The sequence below is a fragment of the Streptomyces rugosispiralis genome, assembly GCF_024505145.1.
Classification (GTDB): Bacteria; Actinomycetota; Actinomycetes; order Streptomycetales; family Streptomycetaceae; genus Streptomyces; species Streptomyces rugosispiralis.
In genome coordinates this window covers 105,920-128,923 of the sequence record NZ_JANIAA010000005.1, presented here as the reverse complement: position 1 = coordinate 128,923, position 23,004 = coordinate 105,920, and the positions used below count along the sequence as shown (strand labels likewise).

Below are 23,004 nucleotides of genomic sequence, written 5' to 3'. Positions count from 1 at the left end.
TCAGTGAGGTAACCCTTACCTTACCTGCCGCATCCGGCCCCCACAACGCACAGCGGGCGCGGATCGTTGTGATCCGCGCCCCACCTGCGTCTTTATGATCTCTACGGGCCGAGCCCTACTGGTCCCGGTACATCTCCGCCACCAGGAACGCCAGGTCCAGCGACTGGCTGCGGTTGAGCCGCGGGTCGCATGCCGTCTCGTAGCGCTGGTGCAGATCGTCGACGAAGATCTCGTCGCCGCCGCCCACGCACTCCGTGACATCGTCGCCGGTCAGCTCCACATGGATACCGCCCGGATGGGTGCCGAGCTCCTTGTGGACCTCGAAGAAGCCCTTGACCTCGTCCAGCACATCGTCGAAGCGGCGGGTCTTGTGCCCGGACGCCGCCTCGAAGGTGTTGCCGTGCATCGGGTCGCAGACCCAGACGACCTGCGCACCGGAGGCGGTCACCTTCTCCACCAGGTTGGGCAGCTTGTCGCGGATCTTGTCCGCGCCCATCCGGGTGATGAAGGTCAGCCGGCCCGGCTCGCGGTCCGGGTCGATCCGCTCGATCAGCGACAGCGCCTCTTCCGGCGTGGTCGACGGGCCGAGCTTCACGCCCACCGGGTTGCGGACCTTGGAGGCGAACTCGATATGCGCCCCGTCCAGCTGCCGGGTGCGCTCGCCGATCCAGACCATGTGCCCGGAGACGTCGTACAGCTCACCGGTGCGCGAGTCGGTGCGGGTCAGCGCCGTCTCGTAGTCCAGGATCAGCGCCTCGTGCGAGGAGAAGAACTCGACGGTCTTGAACTCCTCCGGGTCCACCCCGCAGGCGTTCATGAAGGCCAGCGCCCGGTCGATCTCGCGCGCCAGCGCCTCGTAGCGCTGGCCCGAGGGCGAGGACTTCACGAAGTCCTGATTCCAGGCGTGCACCTGCCGCAGATCCGCGTAGCCACCGGTGGTGAAGGCGCGCACCAGGTTCAGCGTCGAGGCCGACGCCTGGTACATCCGCTTCAGCCGCTGCGGGTCCGGGATCCGCGCCTCGGGGGTGAACTCGAACCCGTTGACGGAGTCGCCACGGTAGGTGGGGAGGGTCACCCCGTCCCGGGTCTCGGTCGGCTTGGAGCGCGGCTTGCTGTACTGCCCGGCGATCCGGCCCACCTTCACCACCGGGACGGACCCGGCGTAGGTCAGCACGGCGCCCATCTGGAGGAGCGTCTTGAGCTTGCTGCGGATCTGGTCGGCGCCCACGCCGTCGAATGCCTCGGCGCAGTCACCGCCCTGCAGCAGAAACGCCTCGCCCCGCGCCACGGCCCCCAGGCGGTGCCGCAGCGCGTCGCACTCGCCCGCGAAGACGAGCGGCGGATAGGACTCGAGCTCAGCGATCACATCGCGCAGAGCCGCTCGGTCCGGCCAATCGGGCTGCTGCGCCGCGGGAAGAGACTGCCAGGTGTGGCCACCGGCGTGGGTTTCAGCGTTCACGGTCACCCGCACAAGGTTACGGGGTCTCCACGGCCGTCCAGCCCGCTGCCCAAAGGATGAGACACGGTCCGTCACGCCGTGGACCACCCCGCCCATCCGAAAACGTCGGCCCGGCCACCGGGACCGGCCAACTCCGGCCCCGGGCCACCCCTCCCCCGCGTAGTCTTGCCCCATGAGTGCCGAGCCGCTGCCCGACTGGGTGATCCCGCCGCCTGGCGGCTTCACCGCCGAGGATCTCCTGCGGCTGCCCGGCCTCCCTCCCCATACCGAGCTCATCGACGGGAGCCTCGTCTTTGTGAGCCCGCAGCAAAAATGGCACAGCCGGGTGATCAATCTGCTGGTCAGGGAGCTGGACCAGCAGGCCCCGGACGCTTTGCGGGCCGATCGTGAGATGACCGTGCGCCTCGCCAAGCGCCAGGCTCCCGAGCCGGACGTCATCGTGGTGACCCGTGAGGCGTACGAACGCGACGAGCCGTCCACGTTCTACCTGCCGGAAGACGTCGTGCTGGCGGTCGCGGCCGTGTCGCCGGACTCCGAGGAACGGGACCGCGACACCAAGCCGCGGAAGTACGCCAAGGCCGGCATCCGCCACTACTGGCGGGTGGAGAACGACGAGGGCCGCACCGTCGTCTACACCTACGAGCGCGACCCGGCCACGGAGTGCTTCTCGCTGACCGGGATCCACCATGACAAGCTCGCGATCACGGTGCCCTTCACGGTGGACATCGACCTCACCACCATCGGCAAGCGCTCCGGCTGATTCCTTGAGGTAGAGTCCACCGCATGTTCGCGCGACTGACCATGACCTGGTGGTGGACCGCTCATCCGGCGGCCCACTGAATCGCGCACTCCCAAGATCTCGCGAAGGCCGCCCGAGGGGCGGCCTTCGGCGTTTCCGCGGGTCGTTCCTCCCTTCTCCATCCGGAAGGAATCACCCGCCATGCGGAACCCCCACGCCCGAGCCGTCGTCGCCCGGCTGCTCTCCGACGACGCGCCGCCCTTCGCCCTGCTGCACCGCCGCACCCCCGGCCGGGCGCCCGACACCGTCGAGGTGCTGCTCGGCCCAGTCGACGAGGTGGAGCGGCTGACCGACATCCCGCTGCCGACCGGGGCTCCCCGGGACGGCGCCCCGGTGGCGGACGCGCTCGCGCTGGTGCCGTTCCGGCAGATCCGCGAGCGCGGGTTCGAGGTGCGCGACGACGGGACGCCGCTGGCCGTGCTGCGCCCGGAGGAGAGCTACGAGCTGCCGCTCGCCGAGGCGCTGGAGGCACTGCCCGAGCATCCGGTGCGGGTCGAGAACGGGGCGTTCGACGTGGACGACGACGCGTACGCGGACATCGTGAGCCGGGTCATCGAGGACGAGATCGGCACCGGCGAGGGCGCCAACTTCGTCATCCGAAGGGCCTTCCGGGGCGAGATCCCGGGGTTCGGGAGTACCGACGCGCTCGCGCTCTTCCGGCGGCTGCTGGCCGGGGAGCGGGGCGCCTACTGGACGTATGTGGTGCGGCCGGCGGACGGGCGGACGCTGGTGGGGGCCAGCCCCGAGGTCCATGTGCGGATGTCCGGGGGAACGGTCGTGATGAACCCGATCAGCGGGACGTACCGCTATCCCGAGGGCGGGCCGAGCGCCGAGGGGCTGCTGGAGTTCCTGCACGACCGCAAGGAGGTGGAGGAGCTGTCCATGGTCGTGGACGAGGAGCTGAAGATGATGTGCACGGTCGGCGACATGGGCGGGACGGTGATCGGGCCCCGGCTCAAGGAGATGGCGCACCTCGCGCACACCGAGTACGAGCTGCGCGGCCGCTCCTCGCTCGACGTCCGGGAGGTGCTCCGCGAGACGATGTTCGCGGCGACCGTCACCGGCTCCCCGGTGCAGAACGCGTGCCGGGTGATCGAGCGGTACGAGCCCGGTGGCCGCGGCTACTACGCGGGGGCGCTCGCGCTGATCGGACGGGACGGCGGCGGCGCCCAGACCCTGGACTCGCCGATCCTGATCCGGACCGCCGACATCGACCCCGGGGGATCGCTGAAGGTGGCCGTCGGCGCCACGCTGGTCCGCCACTCCGACCCGCGCGGCGAAGTGGCCGAGACCCATGCGAAGGCGGCCGGGGTGCTGACCGCGCTGGGCGTGCGGCCCGCGCCCGTACGGCCCGAGGAGGAGGGCCCGCGGCCGCGGCTCGCGGACGATCCGCGGGTACGGGCGGCGCTGGACGCGCGGCGCGCGGACCTGGCGCCGTTCTGGCTGCGGATGCAAGCCCCCGAGCAGCCTGAGATCGGGGGGTTGTCCGGGCATGCCCTGGTGATCGACGCCGAGGACACCTTCACCGCGATGCTCGCGCATCTGCTGCGCACCTCGGGGCTGACCGTGACCGTGCGGCGCTACGACGAGCCGGGGGTGCGGGAGGCGGCGCTGGCGCATCAGGGGCCCGTGGTGCTCGGCCCGGGGCCCGGTGACCCGGGCGACACGGCCGACCCGAAGATGCGGTTCCTGCGGGCGCTGGCCGCCGAGCTGGTGGCCGGGCACCGGCACGGGCTGCTGGGGGTGTGCCTGGGGAACGAGCTGATCGCGGCCGAGCTGGGGCTGGAGATCGTGCGCAAGGACGTGCCGTTCCAGGGCGCCCAGGAGCGGATCGACTTCTTCGGACGCGAGGAGACCGTCGGCTTCTACAACACCTTCACGGCGCGCTGCGACGAGGCGGCGGAGGCGGAGCTGGCGATGCACCGCGTGGAGCTGAGCCGGGACCCGGCGACCGGCGATGTCCACGCGCTGCGCGGACCGGGCTTCGCCGGGGTGCAGTTCCACCCGGAGTCGGTGCTGTCGCGGAACGGGGCGGCGCTGGTGGCGGAGTTGCTGGCGGCCGTGCTGGTCTGAAGGGTCCGCCCGCCAAAGGGACGGCTGGTCCGACGGGCCCACCGGCCCGGAGGAGGGCGGCGTGACGATGGGCCGGGCGCGACTTCCGCGCCCGGCCCATCGCCGTACTGCACCCAGACGGCCTCAGCCGAAGAAGACCTCGGCCTCGGCGTAGAGCGAGGGATCGACCGTCTTGAGCCGTGCGGTCGCCTCGGCAAGCGGTACCCGGATGATGTCGGTGCCGCGCAGCGCGACCATCTTTCCGAAGTCCTCGTCCCGGATCGCGTCGATGGCGTGCAGCCCGAAGCGGGTGGCGAGCCAGCGGTCGAAGGCGCTGGGCGTGCCCCCGCGCTGGACATGGCCGAGGACGGTGGTGCGGGCCTCCTTACCGGTGCGCTTCTCGATCTCCTTGGCCAGCCACTCGCCGACCCCGGAGAGCCGGACATGGCCGAAGGAGTCGAGCGTGTCGTCCTTGAGGACGGCGTCGCCGTCCCTGGGCATCGCGCCCTCGGCGATCACCACGATCGGGGCGTAGCGGATCTTGAAGCGGGATTCGACCCAGGCGCAGACCTGGTCGACATCGAAGCGCTGTTCGGGGAGGAGGATGACGTTGGCGCCGCCGGCGAGCCCCGAGTGCAGGGCGATCCACCCGGCGTGACGGCCCATCACCTCGACGACGAGCACCCGCATATGGGATTCGGCGGTGGTGTGGAGCCGGTCGATGGCCTCGGTGGCGATGTTGACGGCGGTGTCAAAGCCGAAGGTGTAGTCGGTGGCGGACAGATCGTTGTCGATGGTCTTGGGGACGCCGACACAGCGGAGGCCGTAGTCGCCGGAGAGCCGCGCGGCGACGCCGAGGGTGTCCTCGCCGCCGATCGCGATCAGCGCGTCGACCTCCTGCTTGACCAGGTTCTCCTTGACCCGGCGGATGCCGTCCTCGCTCTTGAGCGGGTTGGTGCGGGAGGAGCCGAGGATGGTGCCGCCGCGTGGCAGGATGCCGCGCACCGCGCGGATGTCGAGGGGAACGGTGTCGTTCTCGAGAGGGCCGCGCCAGCCGTCCCGGAAGCCGATGAAGTCATAGCCGTATTCCTGTACGCCCTTGCGCACGACGGCGCGGATGACCGCGTTGAGCCCGGGGCAGTCACCGCCGCCGGTCAGCACTCCGACCCGCATCGTTTCTTCCCTTCTCCCGTGGAATCCCGTGATTGGGCCCGGTACGGAGAGCCACGCTAACGGTGATCCAGGTCACACGGGATGGGGCGTCGGACGATTCCCGTGCGGATCAAGGGAGTTGGTTTTGAACTTCACCCGTACGAGGGGGTGACGCGGTGTCACCGGCCGCGACCGGCCGGCGTCAGGCGTCGTCCAGGCCGCGCTCGATGGCGTAGCGGACCAGCTCCACGCGATTGTGCAGCTGGAGCTTGCCGAGGGTGTTCTGGACGTGGTTCTGCACCGTGCGGTGCGAGATGACCAGCCGCTCGGCGATCTGCTTGTACGAAAGCCCCTTGGCCACCAGCCGCAGCACCTCCGTCTCACGCTCGGTGAGCTGCGGGGCGGCGGGCTGGTCGGCGGCGGTGGGGGCGGGCTCGCCCGCGAGCCGCCGGTACTCGCCGAGCACCAGGCCCGCGAGGCCGGGGGTGAACACCGGGTCGCCGGCCGCCGTGCGGCGCACCGCGTCCAGCAGTTCCTCGGTGCTGGCCGACTTCAGCAGATAGCCGGTGGCCCCGGACTTGACCGCCTCCAGGACGTCCGCGTGCTCACCGCTCGCGGAGAGCACCAGCACCCGCAGCTCGGGGCGGTCGGCGACGACCTCCTTGCACACCTCGACCCCCGGCAGTCCGGGCAGGTTGAGGTCGAGCACCAGGACGTCCGGCCCGGCGGCCTTGGCCCGGCGGACCGCCTGCGGGCCGTCCCCGGCCGTGGCCACCACGTCGAACCCGGCCTCGGACAGGTCCCGGGCCACCGCGTCGCGCCACATCGGATGGTCGTCGACCACCATCACCGTCACCGGGCGGCCGTCGTGCTGAGCGGTCATCGTGCCGCTTCCCCCTTCTGCTGCGCCTTCTTCGCCGACGCCTTCGGAACCGTCAACTCCACCTCGGTGCCCTGCCCCGACGCCGAGATCCACTCGGCGGTGCCGCCGAGGTCGCGCAGCCGTCCCCGGATCGACAGGGCCACCCCGAGCCGCCCCTCCGCCTCGGCGTCCGCCAGCCGCCCCTCCGGGATGCCGGGGCCGTCGTCCCGTACGGTCACCATCACCGCGTCCGGCTCGTCCTCCAGCAGGATCCAGGCGTGGGCGTCCTCCCCGGCGTGGACCCGTACATTGTCCAGGGCGGCGCCGACGGCGGCGGCCAACTCCCCGGCCACGCCCGCCGGGAGGAGCACCGGGGCGCCCGGTTCGGAGAAGGTGACCCGGGAGCCCGCGTGCGGGGCCAGCAGGGCCCGCAGATCGCAGGGGCCGCCGTCGGAGCGCTCGGGGCCGGGGAGGCAGGGCGGAACCGGCGGGCCCCCCGCGTCCGGCAGGCCGCCCCGGTCGGGCACGGCCTCCGTCCCGTCCCCCGTGCGCTGCCGGGCCACCAGTCCGGTGGAGACCAGGGTGCGCAGCGCGATCTCCTGCTCCCCGGCCATCCGGCCGAGTTCGGCCGCCTCGCCGCCGATCGCGGCGCCGCGCCGCTGCACCATGGCGAGCACCTGGAGCACGCTGTCGTGGATGTCGCGGGCCAGCCGCTCCCGCTCCCGGGTGGCCGCCTCGATGCGCAGGGCGCGGGCGAGGGTGCGCTCACTGGCGCGGGCCACCTCGACCACATAGCCGATGCCCACGCTCGCCACCCACACCAGCGACAGCATGTGGATGGTGTCCTGGGCGAATCCGCCGCGCTCGATCACATTGGCGGCGCAGACCACGGTGGACGCCGAGGCGCCCCAGCGCCAGCCGCCCTTGATGGCGAAGCCGAGGACCGCGCCCATCGTCCATATGGAAGGCAGCGTGGGCGTGCCCTCGGCGATCCGGTCGTGGCTGTCCACGAGCGGGGTGAGCAGAATGCCGATCACCGCGATGCTGAGGTCGCCGACGAGGAACCGCCGGGTGCAGCGCTCGGCCGAGGCGACCATCCGGAAGGTGAGCGCCGTCCACAGCGTCAGCACCGCCATGTAGACGACGGCGCCGACCGGATGGTCGTAGTCGTCGAAGGAGTAGACGCACAGGCCGAGCGCGTAGAGCAGGGTGAGCACCCGGTAGGCGGTCAGCGCCTGCCACAGCGGCTGCTCGACGGACATCCGCACCACGCGCTCGCCCCCGGCGCGCTCCCGTCTGGACCGTTCTCTCGACCGCTCCGTCAACGTCCCCCACCCCCGGTGCCGACGCGCCTAGGGCCTGTCCGGGGTTGTGATCTGGATCACAACCCCGGACAGGCCCTAGGCGCCGGACTTGTGTTTGTCCTTCTCCTTCTCGGCCTGCTTCCGGGCCGCCTCCGCCTCCGCGAGCTGCCGCTTGGCGGCGGTGGCGTAGACGTCCACGTACTCCTGGCCGGAGAGCTTCATGATCTCGTACATGACCTCGTCGGTCACCGAGCGCAGGATGAAGCGGTCGCCGTCCATGCCGTGGTAGCGGCTGAAGTCCAGCGGCTTGCCGATCCGGATGCCGGGCCGCATCACCTTCGGCATGACCTTGCCGGGGGGCTGGATCTTCTCGGTGTCGATCATCGCCACGGGGATCACCGGGGCGCCGGTCGCGAGCGCGACCCTTGCCAGACCGCCCGGCTTGCCCCGGTAGAGCCGCCCGTCGGGCGAGCGGGTGCCCTCGGGGTAGATGCCGAAGAGCTCACCGCGCTTGATCACCTCGATGCCCGCCTTGATGGCGGCCTCGCCGGCGCCGCGCGAGCCCGAGCGGTCCACCGGCAACTGCCCGACGCCCTTGAAGAAGGCCGCCGTGAGCCGCCCCTTGACCCCGGGGGTGGTGAAGTACTCCTGCTTGGCGATGAAGGTGACCTTGCGATCGAGCACCGCGGGCAGGAAGAAGGAGTCGGAGAAGGAGAGGTGGTTGCTCGCGAGGATGGCCGGACCCTCGGCGGGGATATGCTCCAACCCCTCCACCCAGGGCCGGAAGGTGAGCTTCAACGCGCCACCCACCGACAGCTTCATTGCGCTGTAGAACAACCGGGACCTCCTGTATCCGACGAGGAGACCTTAACCTGCCTACCCCGCATGCGGCGCGCCGCGTACGCTGAGGACCTCGAGCCCGCTTCCCCAGCGAACGGAGATCCGTGGTGCCGCTCCTGCCCGGAGCCGAGCCGTTCCGCCACGACGGCGGAGAGATCGGCGTACTCGTCTGTCACGGATTCACCGGCTCCCCGCAGTCCGTGCGGCCCTGGGCCGACCATCTCGCGGCCCGCGGTCTGACCGTCTCACTGCCGCTGCTTCCCGGCCATGGCACGCGCTGGCAGGACCTCGCCGTCACCGGCTGGCAGGACTGGTACGCGGAGGTGGACCGCGAGCTGACCAGGCTCTCCCGCACCTGCGAGCGGGTGTTCGTCTGCGGTCTGTCGATGGGCGGGGCGCTCGCGCTGCGGCTGGCCGCCCAGCACGGCGCGGCGATCAGCGGCGTGGCCGTGGTGAATCCGGCCAACCGCATCCACGATCCGCTGGCCGTGGCCCTTCCGGTGCTGCGTCATCTGGTGCCGTCGGTGAAGGGCATCGTGAGCGACATCGCCAAGCCGGGGGCGCAGGAGTCCGGCTACGAGCGGATGCCGCTGCACGCCGTGCACTCGATGCGCCGCTTCTACCGGGTGGTCGACGCCGAACTGCCGCAGGTGACCCAGCCGCTGCTGGTGATGCACAGCCCCCAGGACCATGTGGTGCCGCCGGCCGACTCCGAGCGCATCCTGAGTCAGGTGTCCTCGCGGGACGTCACCGAGCGGCTGCTGGAGCGCAGCTACCACGTGGCGACGCTGGACCACGACGCCGAGTTCATCTTCGAGGAGACGGACACGTTCATCACCCGGCTGACGACGGGTATGGGTGAAGACACCACCCGGACCGGCCTCGGGAAGGGCAGTGGAAAGGAGGGGGCGGCGGCCAGTGGCTGAGCGCGACTCGAATGAGAACGAGGCGGACGCGCGGCGGGACGACGACGCCGCCTTCGCCGCGATCGTCGCCGCGTACGGGGAGGAGCCGGAGGACCCGCCAGGCGCCGAGCGATGGCCCGCCGCCGAGAACGTCGACGAGGAGCGGGACCGGGACCACCGGTCCGCGGCGGACGGCGACGCCGACGGGTCCGGTGGCGGCGACCGGTCCGGTGACGGCGACGGGTCCGGTGGCGGCGAGGCGGCCACGGGCGGGCTGACCAAGCCCGACAAGACCGAGAGGCCGGGCGCAGGGAAACCGGGCGCCGGGAAGCCGGGCGGCTTCATCGTCTACGCCCCGGGCGTGGGCCCCCGCGACTGGGAGCCCGAGGAGCCGTCCGAGGACGACTTCGACGAGACCGACGAGGGCCATTTCGTCCCGCCCGAGCCGCCCCCGCTCCCCGAGTCCGACACCACCTCCCGCTTCGCCTGGCTCGGAGTGCTGGGCGGGCCGCTGCTGCTGCTCGGAGTGGTGCTGTTCCAGGTGGAGATGGTCTGGTGGATCGCCACGCTGGGCGTCGGCGGTTTCCTGGGCGGCTTCGTCACGCTGGTGCTGCGGATGAAGGACGACGACGAGGAAGAGGACGACGACCCGGGCCGCGGCGCCGTCGTCTGACCCCGCCGCTCCGGAGCCGGGCGCGCCCCGGCTCCGGCTCCGGCCCGGCCGCTCAGACCGATGACACCCGGGGCAGCCTGAGCGCGGCCAGCACCGGAAGGTGGTCCGTGGCCGCGCGAAGGTCCGCGTCGGTGACGCCCGGCAGTCCGGCCGGGACCCCACAGCCGATGATCTCGATGCCCTCCGAGGCGAAGACCCCGTCGATGCGCTGATGCGGGTCCTTGGGGGAGAAGGTGGCCTCGCTCCCCCAGGGCTCGGTGGCCCAGCCGTCCCGCAGCTTCCCCGCGATCCGGCGGAAGGCGCGGCCGTCCGGCCGGTCGTTGATGTCACCGGCCGCGATGGCGTACGGGACGTCCAGCGCGGCCAGGTGGTCCAGCAGCATCCCGGCCTGTTCGTAGCGCTCGGCCGCGGCGAGGCTCAGATGGCAGCTGACCACGCCGAGCCGGACGCCGTTGCCTTCGCCGTTCTCCCGGTGGCCGTTCTCCGGATGGCCGGTGTCGCGGTGGCCGGTTTCGCGGTGGCCCGTGTCGCGGTGGCCGCCGCCGAAGCGCAGTACGGCGGTGGCGAAACCGCGCCGGTGCAGCCCGGGGACGCGCGGCAGCAGAGTGTCCTCGGCCCGCTCCACATGGGCGCGCAGCGAGGTGAGGATCATCGGGCCGGCGGCGGTGGCCCCGCCTGTGGTGTAGACGAGGCCGGTCTCCCGGGCCAGCCAGGCGGCGGCCTTGCGCCAGCGGAAGAAGCGCGGCGCCTCCTGGACGCAGACGACATCGGGGGCACAGGCCCGGATCACCCGGGCCAGCGCCTCGCGGTCGTCCCGCATCGAGCGGATGTTGTAGCTGAGCACCCGCACCACCGCCGCGTCCGGGCCGGTGGTGGATCCGGGCAGGTCCGCGAGCGGCACGTTCCCCCCTCGCGTCTCAGCCCTGGCGGGCCAGGTCGGCGGCGCCGACGAGCCCGGCCTTGCCGCCGAGCTGGGCGGCGAGCACCTGGGCGTGCGGACGCCACTGATTGCCCACCAGCCAGCGCCGGAAGGACTTGCGGATCGGCTCCAGGACGAGATCGCCCTCGTCGGAGACCCCGCCGCCGACGATGAACGCCGAGGGGTCGAAGAGCGAGGCGAGGTCGGCGAGCCCGGCCCCGGCCCAGCGGGCCAGCTCACGGAAGGAGTCGATGGCGACGGGGTCGCCCTGCCGGGCGGCGTCGCTGATGTGCTTGCCCTCGATGCCCTCGGAGGTGCCGTCGCCGAGGCCGAGCAGGACCGTGGCGTTCTCCGGGGTGGCGGCGGCGCGCTGCTTGGCGTAGCGGACCAGGGCGCGGCCGGAGGCGTACTGCTCCCAGCAGCCCTGGCTGCCGCAGCCGCACAGCAGTCCGTCCGGGACGACCCTTATGTGGCCGAACTCGGCCGCGACGCCGAACCGGCCGCGGTGCAGCTTGCCGCCGATGATGATGCCGCCGCCGAGGCCGGTGCCGAGGGTGATGCACACGACGTCGTCATGGCCGGCCCCGGCGCCGAAGCGGTACTCGCCCCAGGCCGCGGCGTTCGCGTCGTTCTCCACCACGACGGGCAGGCCGACGCGCTGCTCGACCTTGTCCTTGAGCGCCTCGTGCCGCCAGTTGATATTGGGCGCGAAGAGCACCGTGGCGCGCTTGTCGTCCACATATCCGGCCGCGCCGATGCCGACGGCCTCGATCTCATGCCCCTCGCTGACGATGCGCACCGCGTCCGCGATGGCGTCGACGACTCCCTCGGGAGTCTGCGGGGTCGAAACCTGGCTCGTCTCGAGAATCGAGCCCTCTTCGTCGACCACGCCGGCCGCGATCTTCGTGCCGCCGATGTCGACGCCGATGGTGAGTCCCATGAGTCCCTCAGTTATTTGGTCGAACCCCGCCGAGGCTAACGGTACCGGAGGTGGCGCTCAGTCGAGGTCGATGTGTTCACTACTCGAACTCTCCGATTTCTCACCGCTGCCCTTGGAGTCGCCCTCGGCACCCTGGGTCCAGCGTCGCTCCTGGCCGGTCACGGCGGCACGATAGGCGGCGAGGAGCTCGGATCCGGCGCTGGCGAGGTGTTCGAAAACCTCTGGATTGCGCTCTATGACCGGTTCTACGCCGGCTTTCGCCTGTGCGATCAATTGTTGTACGGCCCCCTGAACGGCCGTCCCGGCGATCGGCGTCTGGGCGACCTTCTCGGCGAACGCGTCGGCCAGCTTGAGGAACTCCTCGGCCACGCTCCCCGGCTCCTCGGTGGTCTGCCGGGCCCGCTGCCTGGCCCGCTCGGCGGCGAGGTCCTCCTCACAGGCCCGCTCCCAGGCGTCGGGGTCGATCTCGGTGACCGGCACATCGGTGACCGGGGGCTCGGGGCGCTCGGTGGCATCGCTCATGGCGAACTCCTGCGGCGGGGATGCTGGCTGCCCGGTCTGTTCATCCGGGCTTGTGACCGACGTTACCCGAAGGAGGGGGGCGGGGTCAGAGCCCGAGACCGGCCGTCGTGGACACGGGTGCCGGAGCCCCGGACCGGCCGTCGTGGACACGGGTGCCGGAGCCCCGGACCGGCCGTCGTGGACACGGGTGTCAGAGCCTCTTCGGCCACAGGTCCGGGTCGGGCGTGAAGCGCACCTGGAGCCATCCGTCGCGCAACCCGGCGCCGGAGACCGTGCAGCGGCGCAGCGCGGACGGCAGCGGCAGCACCCGGTGGAACGGCGCGACGGTGACGATCAGTTCGTCGCCCCGGCGCACCAGGGAGAGCCCGTCGCGGTCGGCTCCGGGCAGCGGCAGCCGCCACAGCAGCACCCCGTCCTCGGCCAGCCGGTCCTCGACGGTCCAGGGGTCGGGGGCGGGCCGGTCGGGCCGCGCCCCGGGGGCCCCGACGACCCCGGCGAGATCGGCGAGTCCGGCCGGGGCGCGCCCGGGGCCGTCGCCGGGGTGCGGCTCGGCGGGCCGCGAGTCGCCGGGGTGCGGCTCCCCGGGCCGCGAGTCGCCGGGGTGCGGCTCCCCGGGCCGCGGGTCGCCGAGGCCGTGCGGATCGCGGCCCAGATGCGGCAGCTCACGGACCGGGACGGCGGGGGCCCACTGCTCGTACAGCTCCTTGAGCGCGTCCTGCTGCTGGCCCGACAGCGCGGCGAGCCACGGGTCGGAGGTGCCGGTGGGCAACAGCCGGTTGGCGATCACCGCCTCCACCCGGCAGCCGTGCAGCGCCAGACCGGCGCGGGCGGTGCGCAGCGCCCGGTCGGCGAGCGGTCCGGGCTCCACGACCAGCCGTACGGTGGTCGCCTCGGACTCGATCACGCCCTGGACGGCGGTCAGCTCCCGCTCCCAGCGCTCGGCCGTCTCGTACAGCTTCTGCGCGGGCATCGGCACCCCCGCGAGCTGGGCGAGCATCGGCCGCAGCGCGCGGGCCGCCTGCCGCTCGGCGGGCAGCAGCCGGCGCAGATAGCGCCGGAGCTGCTCGGGCAGCGCGAGCAGCGCGACGGTGTCCGGCGCGGGCGGCATGTCGACGACGAGGACGTCCCAGCCGGTGCCGGGCGGGGCGGTCTGGGCGGCGCGCAGGGCGCGCAGCAGCGCGATGGCCTCCACCCCGGGCAGGGCGGTCAGCTCCTCGCCGTCCAGCGGGGTCGCGCCGAGCAGGTCCAGCAGGCCGTGGCCGCGGTCCTGGAGGGCGATCAGCTCACCGCGGAACCACTGGTCCGTGACGACCCGCGCGGCCCACAGCCCCGGCGCGAGCTCGGCGGGTACGGACCACGGCAGCCGGTCCGCCGAGCGCCCGGGTACGGACCACGGCGCCCCGATGCCGAGCAGCGCCTCGGGGGTGCCGTCCGCATCGGCGGTGAGCAGCAGCGTCCGCTGCCCCTCACGGGCGGCGGCGAGGGCGGTCGCGGCGGCCACGGTGGTGCGGCCCGCGCCGCCGGTACCGGTGACGAGGACCGTACGCATGAAGAGAGCCTCCGGCAGGGGGTTACGTCGGTGTGCGCGGCGCGGGTCCGGTGATCCGCACCCGCCGGAGCGTACCCCGCGCCGTGGATTACCCCGGGCACCGTCGGGGCCCGGGGTGGTCCGGGTGATCCGGGGTGGTCCGGGCGGGTCAGGCGCCCTCGACGCGCTTCTTCAGGCCCGCGAGCGCGCGGTCGATGATGACCTTCTCGGCCTTGCGCTTGATCATGCCCAGCATGGGGATCTTGACGTCGACCGTGAGCTGGTACGTCACCTCGGTGCTCTTGCCTCCGTCGAGCGCCGAGAGCCGGTAGGAGCCGTCAAGGGTGCGCAGCATCTGGGACTTGACCAGGGACCAGTTGACCTGGTCGTCCCCGGTCCAGCTGTACTGGAGGGTGTAGTCGTCCTTGATCGCGCCGGCGTCGAGCAGCATCCGCACCTGCTCGGCGCGGCCCTGGGCGTCCTTGGTGAGGATGTCGGCCTCCTTCACCTCACCGGACCACTCCGGGTAACGGTCGAAGTCGGCGATCACCTCCATCACGTCGGCCGGGGCCGCCTCGATCGTGATGCTCGAGCTGGTGTGTTCCGCCATCGCCGTGGCTCCTCCGTACCGGTCCGCCGCATGGGTCCTCTGCGGCTGAAGGCTACCGCGCGCGGGTCACCACTCCAGGGTCCAGGGGGTGCCGGAGGAGGCGAAGTGTCCGACATTGACGCACTCGGTGGCCCCGATCCGCATACGGCGGGCCAGCGGCTGATGGACATGGCCGAAGAGGGAGTACTTGGGGCGGACGGTGTGGATCGCCTCCAGCAGGGCGGCGCTGCCGCGTTCGAAGCGGCGGGCGACGGTGTCGTAGCAGAGGTCGGGCACCTCCGGCGGGATGTGGGTGCAGAGCACGTCCACCTCGCCGAGGGCGGCGATCTTCGCCGCGTAGGTCTCGTCGTCGATCTCGTAGGGGGTGCGCATCGGCGTGCGCAGCCCGCCGCCCACGAAACCGAAGACCAGCCCGCCGATCTCGACGCGCTCGCCGTCCAGGACGGTGGTACCGGACTGGGCGTACTCCGGCCACAGTGACGGCATGTCGACATTTCCGTAGGTGGCGTACGTCGGGGTGGGGAACGCGGCGAAGAGCTCGGCGTACTGGCGGCGGATCCCGGCCTCTATCGCCGCGTTGCGGTCGAGTCCCTCCCACAGCCGGTTACCGAGCGCCCGAGCCTCCTCGAAGCGGCGGGCGGTGCGCAGTTCGACCAGCCGGTCGGCGTTCTCGACACCGAAGAGATCGGGGAAGATGCCGCGCGAGTGATCGGCGTAGTCGAGGAAGAGGACGAGGTCACCGAGACAGATCAGGGCGTCCGCCCCGTCACCGGCCTTCTCGAGGTCCTCACTGTTGCCATGCACGTCACTCACCACGTGGACTCGCATGCGTGTCACCCTAAGACGTAAGGGCCCGCGCCCGTAAGGTGTTCCGCCGGTACCGCCCCGCGTCTACCTGCGGTTCCTTAGCGGACACGGCGCCCGTCGACTAGTCTGCGGGCAGCACGAGGGCGGTGTGTGACGCATCAAACATCTGGGCAGGAACCCCTATCCCGGAAGCGTACCGATGGGTAACGTCCGGGCCGTCCACCACCCCCCATGCCCTGTAGCGGCGCCGGCGCCCCACGAGGAGCAGCAGTCTTGCGCGAGTTCAGCCTTCCGGCCCTGTACGAAGTTCCGGCCGACGGCAATCTGACGGATCTCATCCGCCGCAATGCCGCACAGCATCCCGATGTCGCCGTGGTCGGCCGCAAGATCGACGACCGTTGGGAGGACGTGACCGCGACCGCGTTCCTGGCGGAGGTGCGCGCCGCCGCCAAGGGCCTGATCGCGGCCGGTGTGGAGCCGGGCGACCGGGTCGGCCTGATGTCGAGAACCCGCTACGAGTGGACGCTGCTCGACTTCGCCATCTGGAGCGCGGGCGGGGTCACCGTGCCGGTGTACGAGACGAGTTCGCCGGAGCAGGTCCAGTGGATCCTCAGCGATTCGGGCGCGGTGGCCGCGCTGGTCGAGACCGGCGTCCATGAGGCCGCCGTCGAGGCCGTCCGGGACACCCTGCCCGGCCTGAAGCACGTCTGGCGGATCGAGGGCGACGCCATCGGGACGCTGCGGAAGCTCGGCGAGGACGTGTCCGAGGAGAAGGTGGACGAGCGCTCCTCGATCGCCCACGCCGACTCCCCCGCCACCATCGTCTACACCTCGGGCACCACCGGCCGCCCCAAGGGCTGTGTGCTCTCCCACCGCAGCTTCTTCGCCGAGTGCGGCAACGCGGTGGCCCGGCTCAAGCCGATCTTCCACACCGGTGAGTCGTCGGTGCTGCTGTTCCTCCCCGAGGCCCATGTCTTCGGGCGGCTGGTGGAGATCGCGGCGGTGCTGGCGCCGATCAAGCTCGGCCATGTGCCGGATGTGAAGTCCCTGACCGACGAACTCGCCGCGTTCCGGCCCACATTGGTGCTGGGCGTGCCGCGCGTCTTCGAGAAGGTCTACAACTCGGCGCGGGCGAAGGCCCAGTCCGAGGGCAAGGGCAAGATCTTCGACAAGGCGGCCGACACCGCCATCGAGTACAGCAAGGCGCTGGACACCCCGGGCGGGCCGTCCTTCGGGCTCCGCTTCAAGCACAAGGTCTTCGACCGGCTGGTCTACAGCAAGCTGCGGGCGGTGCTGGGCGGCCGGGCCACCCACGCCATCTCCGGCGGGGCGCCGCTGGGCGAGCGGCTGGGCCACTTCTACCGGGGCATCGGCTTCACGGTCCTGGAGGGGTACGGCCTGACCGAGTCCTGCGCGGCGACCACCTTCAACCCCTGGGACCGGCAGAAGATCGGCTCGGTCGGGCAGCCCATGCCGGGCACGGTGGTGCGCATCGCCGACGACGGCGAGGTGCTGCTGCACGGTGAGCACCTCTTCACCGAGTACTGGAACAACGAGCCGGCCACGGCGGAGGCGCTGTCGGACGGCTGGTTCCACACCGGGGACGTGGGCACGCTCGACGAGGACGGCTACCTCACCATCACCGGCCGGAAGAAGGAGATCATCATCACCGCGGGCGGCAAGAACGTCGCCCCGGCGGTGATAGAGGACCGGATCCGGGCCCATGCCCTGGTGGCCGAGTGCATGGTCGTCGGCGACGGCCGCCCCTTCGTGGGCGCGCTGGTCACGGTGGACGAGGAGTTCCTGCCGCGCTGGGCGGCCGAGCACGGCAAGCCCGAGGGCGTGACGGTGGCCGAGCTGCGGGAGGACCCGGACCTGCTGGCCGAGATCCAGCAGGCGGTGGACGACGGCAACGCGGCGGTGTCCAAGGCGGAGTCGATCCGGAAGTTCCGCGTCCTGGCGACGCAGTTCACCGAGGACTCCGGGCATGTGACGCCCTCGTTGAAGCTGAAGCGGAACATCGTGGCGAAGGACTTCGCCTCGGAGATCGAGGCCATCTACCGCGGCTGACGGCAGCGGGCCGTCGAGCGAGGCTGACGGCGGCAGGCCATCGGGCCCCGGGGGCGCGCCCCGGGGCCCGAGTCGTCACAGCAGCGACTTCAGGCGGTCGGCCAGCAGGTCCCAGCGCCAGCGCTCCTCCACCCAGGCGCGGCCCCGCTCGCCCATGCGGCGGCGCAGCTCGGCGTCCTCCAGCAGGGTCACGACGCGCTCGGCGCTCTGCTCGGTGGAGTCGCCCCGTACGACCCATCCGGTCTCGCCGTCCAGCACCGCGTCCGGCGCCCCGCCCGAGTCCCCGGCGACGACCGGCAGACCGGTCGCGGACGCCTCCAGGTAGACGATGCCGAGGCCCTCGACGTCCAGCCCGCCGCGGCGGGTGCGGCAGGGCATGGCGAAGACGTCGCCCGCACCGTAGTGGGCGGGCAGCTCCTCCCAGGGGACCGGGCCGGTGAAGCGCACCGAATCGGCCACGCCCGTGGTCTCCGCGAGGCGGCGCAGATCCCTCGCGTACGGCCCGCCGCCGACGATCAGCAGCACCGCGTCCGGCACCCGCCGCAGGATCAGCGGCATGGCCCGGATCAGCGTGTCCTGCCCCTTGCGCGGCACCAGCCGGGAGACACAGACCACGACGGGCCGCTCGGCCAGGCCAAGACGGGCCCGGATCTCGTCGCCGCCCGAGCCGGGGTGGAAGGTCTTCTCGTCCACGCCGGGCGGGAGTTGGACCATCCGGGCGGCATCCCGGGGGTCGAGCGCGGCGGCGATACGGGAGCGGGTGTACTCACCGAGATAGGTGACGGTGTCCGTGGCCCCGCCGATCCGCCGCAGCAGCCGCCGTGAGGCCGGCAGCTGCGCCCAGGCCGCCTCGTGGCCGTGGGTCGTGGCCACCAGCCGCCGCGCCCCGGCCGCGCGCAGCGCGGGGGCCATCAGCCCGAGCGGGGCGGCGGCGCCGAACCACACCGCGGTGCAGCCGTGCTCGCGCAGCAGCGCGGCCGCGCGGCGGGTGACGCGCGGGGTGGGCAGCAGCATGGTCGTCCGGTCCCGGACGACCGGGTACGGCTGCTCGGCGTCGAAGCGGGCGGTGGCCTCGGCGCCCTCCCGGCCGCGCTTCCAGGTGGAGGCGTAGACGACGATCCGGTCCGGGTCCAGGCGCAGCGCGATGTTGTGCAGAAACGCCTGGATGCCGCCGGGGCGGGGCGGAAAGTCGTTGGTCACGAGCAGGGTCTTGTCCATCCTGGCCGACAGTACCGGCTCCGGCACCGAGCCCGCTCCGCCACGTCGGGGCCGGGGGCTGGGCGGGGCCGGGGCGGGGCCGGGGCGGCCGGGGCGGGCCGGGACCGGGACGGGGACGGGACCGAGGACGGAGACGGGGCGGCCGGGCCGGGGCCGGGGCTGGGGCGACGCAGGGGCCCGGGGCGGCGCTCAGCTCAGCACGGTCGGCACGTACGGAGGCGGCGCTCAGCCCAGCACGGTCGGCACGTACGGAGGCGGCGCTCAGCCCAGCACCGTCGCCACACACGGAGGCGGCACTCAGCCCAGTTCGTCCGCCACGTACTTCCGCCACCGCGCCGTGAACTCCCGCAGGCTCACCCCGAGCACCTTCCGCAGCGCCGACTCCACCGCGCCGTCGCGCTCGTGCGCCCGGCCCACCGCGCCGTAGAACTCGACCAGCTTCCTCTCGCCCCACCCGTCGGCGATCAGGCGGCAGGCGAGCCAGCCCTGTTCATAGGCGCGGGAGAGGCGGTCGGGGTCGCTGCCGAAGCGGAAGTCGTCGTCGCGCGGGAGCGCGGTGGGCAGGTGCCCCGCGGTGACGGCGTCGGTGAGCTCGGGGGCGATCTGGCGGGGGGTGCGGCCGGGGGTGCGGTAGCCCACCCAGTCGGCGAAGCCCTCGGAGAGCCAGAGCGGGGTGGCGGCGCTGGTGGCGGTGCGGGTGGCCACATGCGCCGTCTCATGGGTGATCACGACGCGCCGGCCGAAGTCGCCGAGGACCTGGTACGCCTCGGGGTTGACGATCACGCGGTCGGCGGGCGTCTCGTCACCGGCCCCGCCGACCTCGCCCGTGGTGACGGCGGCGATCCCCCGGTAGCCGTCCGCCGAGGCGCCGAGCAGGGCGGCCATCCGGCCCAGGGAGGCGGGGACCTCGACCACGACGCGCCCGGCCCACTGTTGGGGCCAGACCTTGCCCAGGAGGGGCACCGCCCGGTCCGCGGTGTCGGCGACCGCGCGCAGCACCCGCCGGTCCTGGCCGACGCCGAGGACGAGGCTGTGGGCGCCGCGCACGACGTCGACCGTGCCCTGGTCCCACAGCTGCTCCATACCGCGCTTGCCGTCCACCTCACCGTCGTCGGAGGCCACGTACCACTGCCCGCCGCGCCGGGCGAGGGTGAGGTACTGGGCGGAGACGACCGGCGCGGTGTCGTAGCCCTTCAGCCGGTACCGGAGTTCGACCTGTGCGGCGAGGCTGCGGCCGCCGACCCGCGCGGGCTGGAAGCCGCCGGTGCGCACCAGGCGGTAGGTCCAGGAGCGCAGCGGTACGGCGGACATCTGCCGGAACACCCGCCGCTGCTCGCTCAGGTAGCCGACCGAGCCGCGGTCGACGGTGGCGAGGAAGGCGTCCGCGTCCCGCTCCCGGACCGCCGCCGCCCGCTGGTCCAGCATGCGCTGCACGGCCCGGCCGTCGCGCCCCTCGGGGTCGTCGGGCGCGGGGACGGGTCCGCAGCCGCTCAGCGCGGACAGGGAGAACGCGCCCACCAGGGGCAGGCACAGCAGCGCCCGCCATCCGCCCGATCTCCACCGACCCACCACGTCTTAGATCGTACGAGCCCGCGCGCCGGCTTCAGACGCGTGTGATGGAAGAGATCGGCAACATGCCCACGGGGTCGTAGCGGACCCGCGCCCCGGGGTAAGGGGCGTGGATCACCTGTCCGTTGCCCGCGTACATGGCCACATGGCTGGCATCGGAGCGGTAGACCACCAGATCGCCGGGGCGGGCCTGGGACAGCGGCACCGGCTGCCCGGCGTGCGCCTGGGCCTGGGAGGTGCGCGGAATGGCCACCCCGGCGTGGGCGTAGGCCCATTGCATCAGCCCGGAGCAGTCGAAGGCGGCGGGACCGGCCTGGCCCCACGCGTACGGCAGCCCCAGGGCCGCCCGTGCCGCGCCGAACGCGGTGGCGGCCCGGCCCGAGGACGGTACGCCCGTAACGCCGCCAGGAAGCTCCTCGTAGCCGTAACCGGAATCAGAACCGGAACCGGAACCGGAAGGGGAGCGGTCGCCGGGCAGTGCGCCCGGCACCGGCCCGGTGAGGGCGCCTGGCTCCCGTCCGCCCGTCCGCGAGGCGCGGCGCGCGTAGCTCTCCCACTCCCCCGGCGGCAGCGCGTTCACCAGCCGCCGGGCCGTGGCCAGCCGGCGCTGGACCGCCCGCTTGTGGCGGGCGACCTCCTTACGGCTGTGCTCCAGCTTCACCAGCTTGGCCGCGGCCTCCGCGCGCTCCTGCCGCAGCGTCCGCTGGGCGCTCTGGAGCACCCGCAGCTGGGCGGCCTGACGGCTGGTGATCCGCTCCAGGGTGGCGGCCCGGTCGAGGTACTGGGCCGGGTCCCCGGACAGCAGCAGGGCGATGCCCGGGTCGATCCCGCCGGTGCGGTACTGCCCGCCCGCGAGGGCGCCGAGCGCGGTCCGCATCCGGTTGACCCGCCCCTGGCCGCGGGCGACCCGGTCCTGGATCCGGCCGACCTCACGGCGCAGGGCCCGGGCGCGCGTCTCGGCCGCGTTGTAGCGCTCGGTGGCCCGCTCGGCCTGGGCGTAGAGCGTGGCGACCCGGTCGCCGGCGGACCGGGCGGACGGACGGCCCGCCGGGTCGTGCGGCTCGGCACCGGCCGGCACGGCTGACAGCGCGGCGGCGGAGGCCACCGCGGCCGCCGAGGCGGCGGTCCAGACGGCGGCCCGGCCGGACCGGGGTTTCGCGACGCGGCGACAGGACGCCATGGGAAGCCGCACTCCCTTCCGCAGTGTCGGGCTGAGAACTGCGGGCAGACAGTAGCCGCGGCGCCGGCCACGTTCCAACGGCCGGGAGGTGCGGACACACTGACGCCCCGCCGACTGACGCAGGTCACCGGCGGGGCGGAGGATCAGCGAGGGCGCTGGAGATTCGCCCGAAAGGATGGCAGTTGAGACGGTTTGAAACCTGGTTCGCAGGACTTCCGGATCAGACCCGGACGCCGAACTGGAACGGCATGTTGTCCATCGACTCGTAGCGCACACCGGCACCGGGCTTCGGCGCGTGCAGCACCTGGCCGCCGCCCGCGTAGAGACCTATGTGGTGCAGGTCGCCGTAGAAGAGCACCAGGTCGCCCGGCTTGAGCTCACCACGGCTGATGCGGGTGCCGGCGTTCGCCTGGTCCTGGGAGATGCGCGGCAGCTGCACCCCGGCCTGCTGGTAGGCCCAGCCGGTGAGTCCGGAGCAGTCGAAGGAGGACGGACCGGTCGCGCCCCACACGTACGGGAGGCCGATCTTCGTCTTGGCGGCGGCGAGCGCGGCGGCGGCACGCCCCGACTCGGGCACCTCGTTGCCGAGGTCGACGCGCTCGCTGGAGCGGTTGGCGCGCTCGGCGTCCTGGGCCGCCAGCTTGGCGCGCTCCTTGGCCGTCAGGGTGTTGAGGAGGTTCCGGGCCTTGGACAGCTTGCCCTGGATCTCGTCCTTCTTCTTGCCGAGCGCCTTACGGGTGTCGGCAAGGTCCTGGAGCTTGGTGGACGCCTCCTCGCGCTGCTGCTTGAGGGTGCGCTGCTTGTCGGCGATCTTCCGCAGGGACTCGGCCTGCTTGCCGCTCAGCTGGTTGAGGGTGGACGCCTTCTCGAGGTAGGTGTCCGGGTCCGAGGAGAGGAGCAGCTGCACGGAGGGGTCGATCCCACCGGAGCGGTACTGGGCGGTGGCCATCGAACCCAGGCCGTCGCGGAGCTTGTTCAGGTCCTCCTGGCCGCGCGCCACCTTGTCCTGGAGATCACCGACCTGCTTCTCCAGCTTCTGCTGCTTCTCCTTGGCGCCGTTGTACTTCTCGGTCGCCTGCTCCGCCTCTTCGTAGAGCTTGTCGACCTGCTCCTTGACGTCCTTCTTGTCCTGCTTCGGAGCGGCCTGGGCGGCCTGGGAAGTGAGAGCGACGGCGGCGGCCGCGGTCGCGGTGAGGACGGTTACCCGAGTGCGGCTCGGCTGCTTGGGTCGACGGTGGGACGCCACGAAGGCGAGCTCCTTCTTCCTCCAGCCGCCTACCGGGAGTTGGGGGGTTGTGAAGCCCCGGCTCCGCGACAGGGCGCGGACTCGGCGGTACCTCCGCTGTCACCCCGGATGGGTGATCAACCGCGCGAAGGTTCGAGCTGACCATAGTGACCCCGCCGTGATCCGTTCAAATCCCGACGGCAAAAAAGTCGATCCGCGAGGGCATATTTTACAAATATCGCACGGGCAGTGATGGTCGATGACACTCCGCTGACATCACAAGTGCCCCGGGTCAGACTTGTGAAGCCATTCGAAGTGATTGGGGCACTTCGGCCGTGGAACGGAGAAACGGGGCAACCGGGGCACCGGG

Annotated in this window: 21 protein-coding genes; 6 read left to right on the top strand and 15 right to left on the bottom strand. The window is 72.3% G+C overall.

Annotated features, from left to right (window positions below):
• Positions 1-115: 115 nt before the first annotated feature.
• Complete coding sequence (locus tag NP777_RS11200) at positions 116-1,465, bottom strand: class II 3-deoxy-7-phosphoheptulonate synthase (protein WP_256649968.1); 1,350 nt, start codon at positions 1,463-1,465, stop codon at positions 116-118.
• A 166-nt stretch (positions 1,466-1,631) separates the two neighbouring features.
• Here NP777_RS11200 and NP777_RS11195 point away from each other — a divergent pair, with 166 nt between their 5' ends.
• From NP777_RS11195 to NP777_RS11190, 3 genes are all read left to right on the top strand, one after another.
• A complete protein-coding gene (locus NP777_RS11195) occupies positions 1,632-2,219 on the top strand; it encodes a Uma2 family endonuclease (protein ID WP_256649967.1) in 588 nt (195 codons plus the stop codon).
• A 23-nt stretch (positions 2,220-2,242) separates the two neighbouring features.
• Positions 2,243-2,299, top strand: coding sequence for a trp operon leader peptide (locus NP777_RS48470; RefSeq protein ID WP_106516695.1), 57 nt, complete (start codon positions 2,243-2,245; stop codon positions 2,297-2,299).
• A 100-nt stretch (positions 2,300-2,399) separates the two neighbouring features.
• Positions 2,400-4,331, top strand: coding sequence for an anthranilate synthase family protein (locus tag NP777_RS11190; protein WP_256649966.1), 1,932 nt, complete (start codon positions 2,400-2,402; stop codon positions 4,329-4,331).
• 123 nt (positions 4,332-4,454) lie between these two features.
• Here NP777_RS11190 and NP777_RS11185 read toward each other — a convergent pair whose 3' ends face one another.
• The 4 genes from NP777_RS11185 to NP777_RS11170 form a co-directional block, all read right to left on the bottom strand.
• On the bottom strand, positions 4,455-5,483 hold the full coding sequence (locus NP777_RS11185; RefSeq protein WP_256649965.1) for a 6-phosphofructokinase: 1,029 nt from the start codon (positions 5,481-5,483) through the stop codon (positions 4,455-4,457).
• Positions 5,484-5,664: 181 nt separating this feature from the next.
• Positions 5,665-6,345: a response regulator gene (locus NP777_RS11180; RefSeq protein ID WP_256649964.1), complete on the bottom strand. Its 681-nt coding sequence runs from the start codon at positions 6,343-6,345 to the stop codon at positions 5,665-5,667.
• Positions 6,342-7,586 carry a MacS family sensor histidine kinase gene (gene macS, locus NP777_RS11175; protein ID WP_391858480.1) on the bottom strand — a complete coding sequence of 415 codons (1,245 nt, stop codon included), beginning with the start codon at positions 7,584-7,586 and terminating at the stop codon, positions 6,342-6,344. The genes NP777_RS11180 and macS overlap by 4 nt, the downstream gene beginning before the upstream one ends.
• A gap of 138 nt (positions 7,587-7,724) precedes the next feature.
• Positions 7,725-8,450, bottom strand: a complete 726-nt coding sequence (locus NP777_RS11170; RefSeq protein ID WP_256650195.1) for a lysophospholipid acyltransferase family protein — start codon at positions 8,448-8,450, stop codon at positions 7,725-7,727.
• 125 nt (positions 8,451-8,575) lie between these two features.
• Between NP777_RS11170 and NP777_RS11165 the strand changes: the two genes are divergently transcribed.
• Positions 8,576-9,394, top strand: coding sequence for an alpha/beta hydrolase (locus tag NP777_RS11165; RefSeq protein WP_256649963.1), 819 nt, complete (start codon positions 8,576-8,578; stop codon positions 9,392-9,394).
• Positions 9,387-10,046, top strand: a complete 660-nt coding sequence (locus NP777_RS11160; protein WP_256649962.1) for a hypothetical protein — start codon at positions 9,387-9,389, stop codon at positions 10,044-10,046. The genes NP777_RS11165 and NP777_RS11160 overlap by 8 nt, the downstream gene beginning before the upstream one ends.
• Positions 10,047-10,098: 52 nt before the next feature.
• Here the strand turns inward: NP777_RS11160 and NP777_RS11155 are convergent, their stop codons facing one another.
• From NP777_RS11155 to NP777_RS11130, 6 genes are all read right to left on the bottom strand, one after another.
• A complete protein-coding gene (locus NP777_RS11155; protein WP_256649961.1) occupies positions 10,099-10,947 on the bottom strand; it encodes an endonuclease/exonuclease/phosphatase family protein in 849 nt (282 codons plus the stop codon).
• Between the two features lie 16 nt (positions 10,948-10,963).
• Positions 10,964-11,905, bottom strand: coding sequence for an ROK family glucokinase (locus NP777_RS11150; RefSeq protein ID WP_256649960.1), 942 nt, complete (start codon positions 11,903-11,905; stop codon positions 10,964-10,966).
• 57 nt (positions 11,906-11,962) lie between these two features.
• Entirely contained in the window at positions 11,963-12,427 is a 465-nt protein-coding gene (locus NP777_RS11145) for a DUF5304 family protein (protein WP_256649959.1), read from the bottom strand.
• A 190-nt stretch (positions 12,428-12,617) separates the two neighbouring features.
• Positions 12,618-13,976 carry an ArsA family ATPase gene (locus tag NP777_RS11140; protein WP_256649958.1) on the bottom strand — a complete coding sequence of 453 codons (1,359 nt, stop codon included), beginning with the start codon at positions 13,974-13,976 and terminating at the stop codon, positions 12,618-12,620.
• Positions 13,977-14,124: 148 nt separating this feature from the next.
• Positions 14,125-14,565, bottom strand: a complete 441-nt coding sequence (locus NP777_RS11135; RefSeq protein WP_137977593.1) for an SRPBCC family protein — start codon at positions 14,563-14,565, stop codon at positions 14,125-14,127.
• A 66-nt stretch (positions 14,566-14,631) separates the two neighbouring features.
• Positions 14,632-15,393 (bottom strand): metallophosphoesterase family protein, encoded by a 762-nt coding sequence (locus tag NP777_RS11130; protein ID WP_256649957.1) that lies wholly within the window; start codon positions 15,391-15,393, stop codon positions 14,632-14,634.
• A 252-nt stretch (positions 15,394-15,645) separates the two neighbouring features.
• On the opposite strand from NP777_RS11130, the gene NP777_RS11125 reads away from it, so the two are divergent.
• Positions 15,646-17,442 (top strand): AMP-dependent synthetase/ligase, encoded by a 1,797-nt coding sequence (locus NP777_RS11125; RefSeq protein WP_256649956.1) that lies wholly within the window; start codon positions 15,646-15,648, stop codon positions 17,440-17,442.
• 75 nt (positions 17,443-17,517) lie between these two features.
• Here the strand turns inward: NP777_RS11125 and NP777_RS11120 are convergent, their stop codons facing one another.
• The 4 genes from NP777_RS11120 to NP777_RS11105 form a co-directional block, all read right to left on the bottom strand.
• Positions 17,518-18,660 (bottom strand): glycosyltransferase family 4 protein, encoded by a 1,143-nt coding sequence (locus NP777_RS11120; protein WP_256649955.1) that lies wholly within the window; start codon positions 18,658-18,660, stop codon positions 17,518-17,520.
• 297 nt (positions 18,661-18,957) lie between these two features.
• Entirely contained in the window at positions 18,958-20,193 is a 1,236-nt protein-coding gene (locus tag NP777_RS11115) for a hypothetical protein (protein WP_256650194.1), read from the bottom strand.
• A gap of 70 nt (positions 20,194-20,263) precedes the next feature.
• Entirely contained in the window at positions 20,264-21,409 is a 1,146-nt protein-coding gene (locus tag NP777_RS11110) for a C40 family peptidase (RefSeq protein WP_256649954.1), read from the bottom strand.
• 220 nt (positions 21,410-21,629) lie between these two features.
• Positions 21,630-22,655 carry a C40 family peptidase gene (locus NP777_RS11105; protein ID WP_256649953.1) on the bottom strand — a complete coding sequence of 342 codons (1,026 nt, stop codon included), beginning with the start codon at positions 22,653-22,655 and terminating at the stop codon, positions 21,630-21,632.
• Positions 22,656-23,004: the final 349 nt, after the last annotated feature.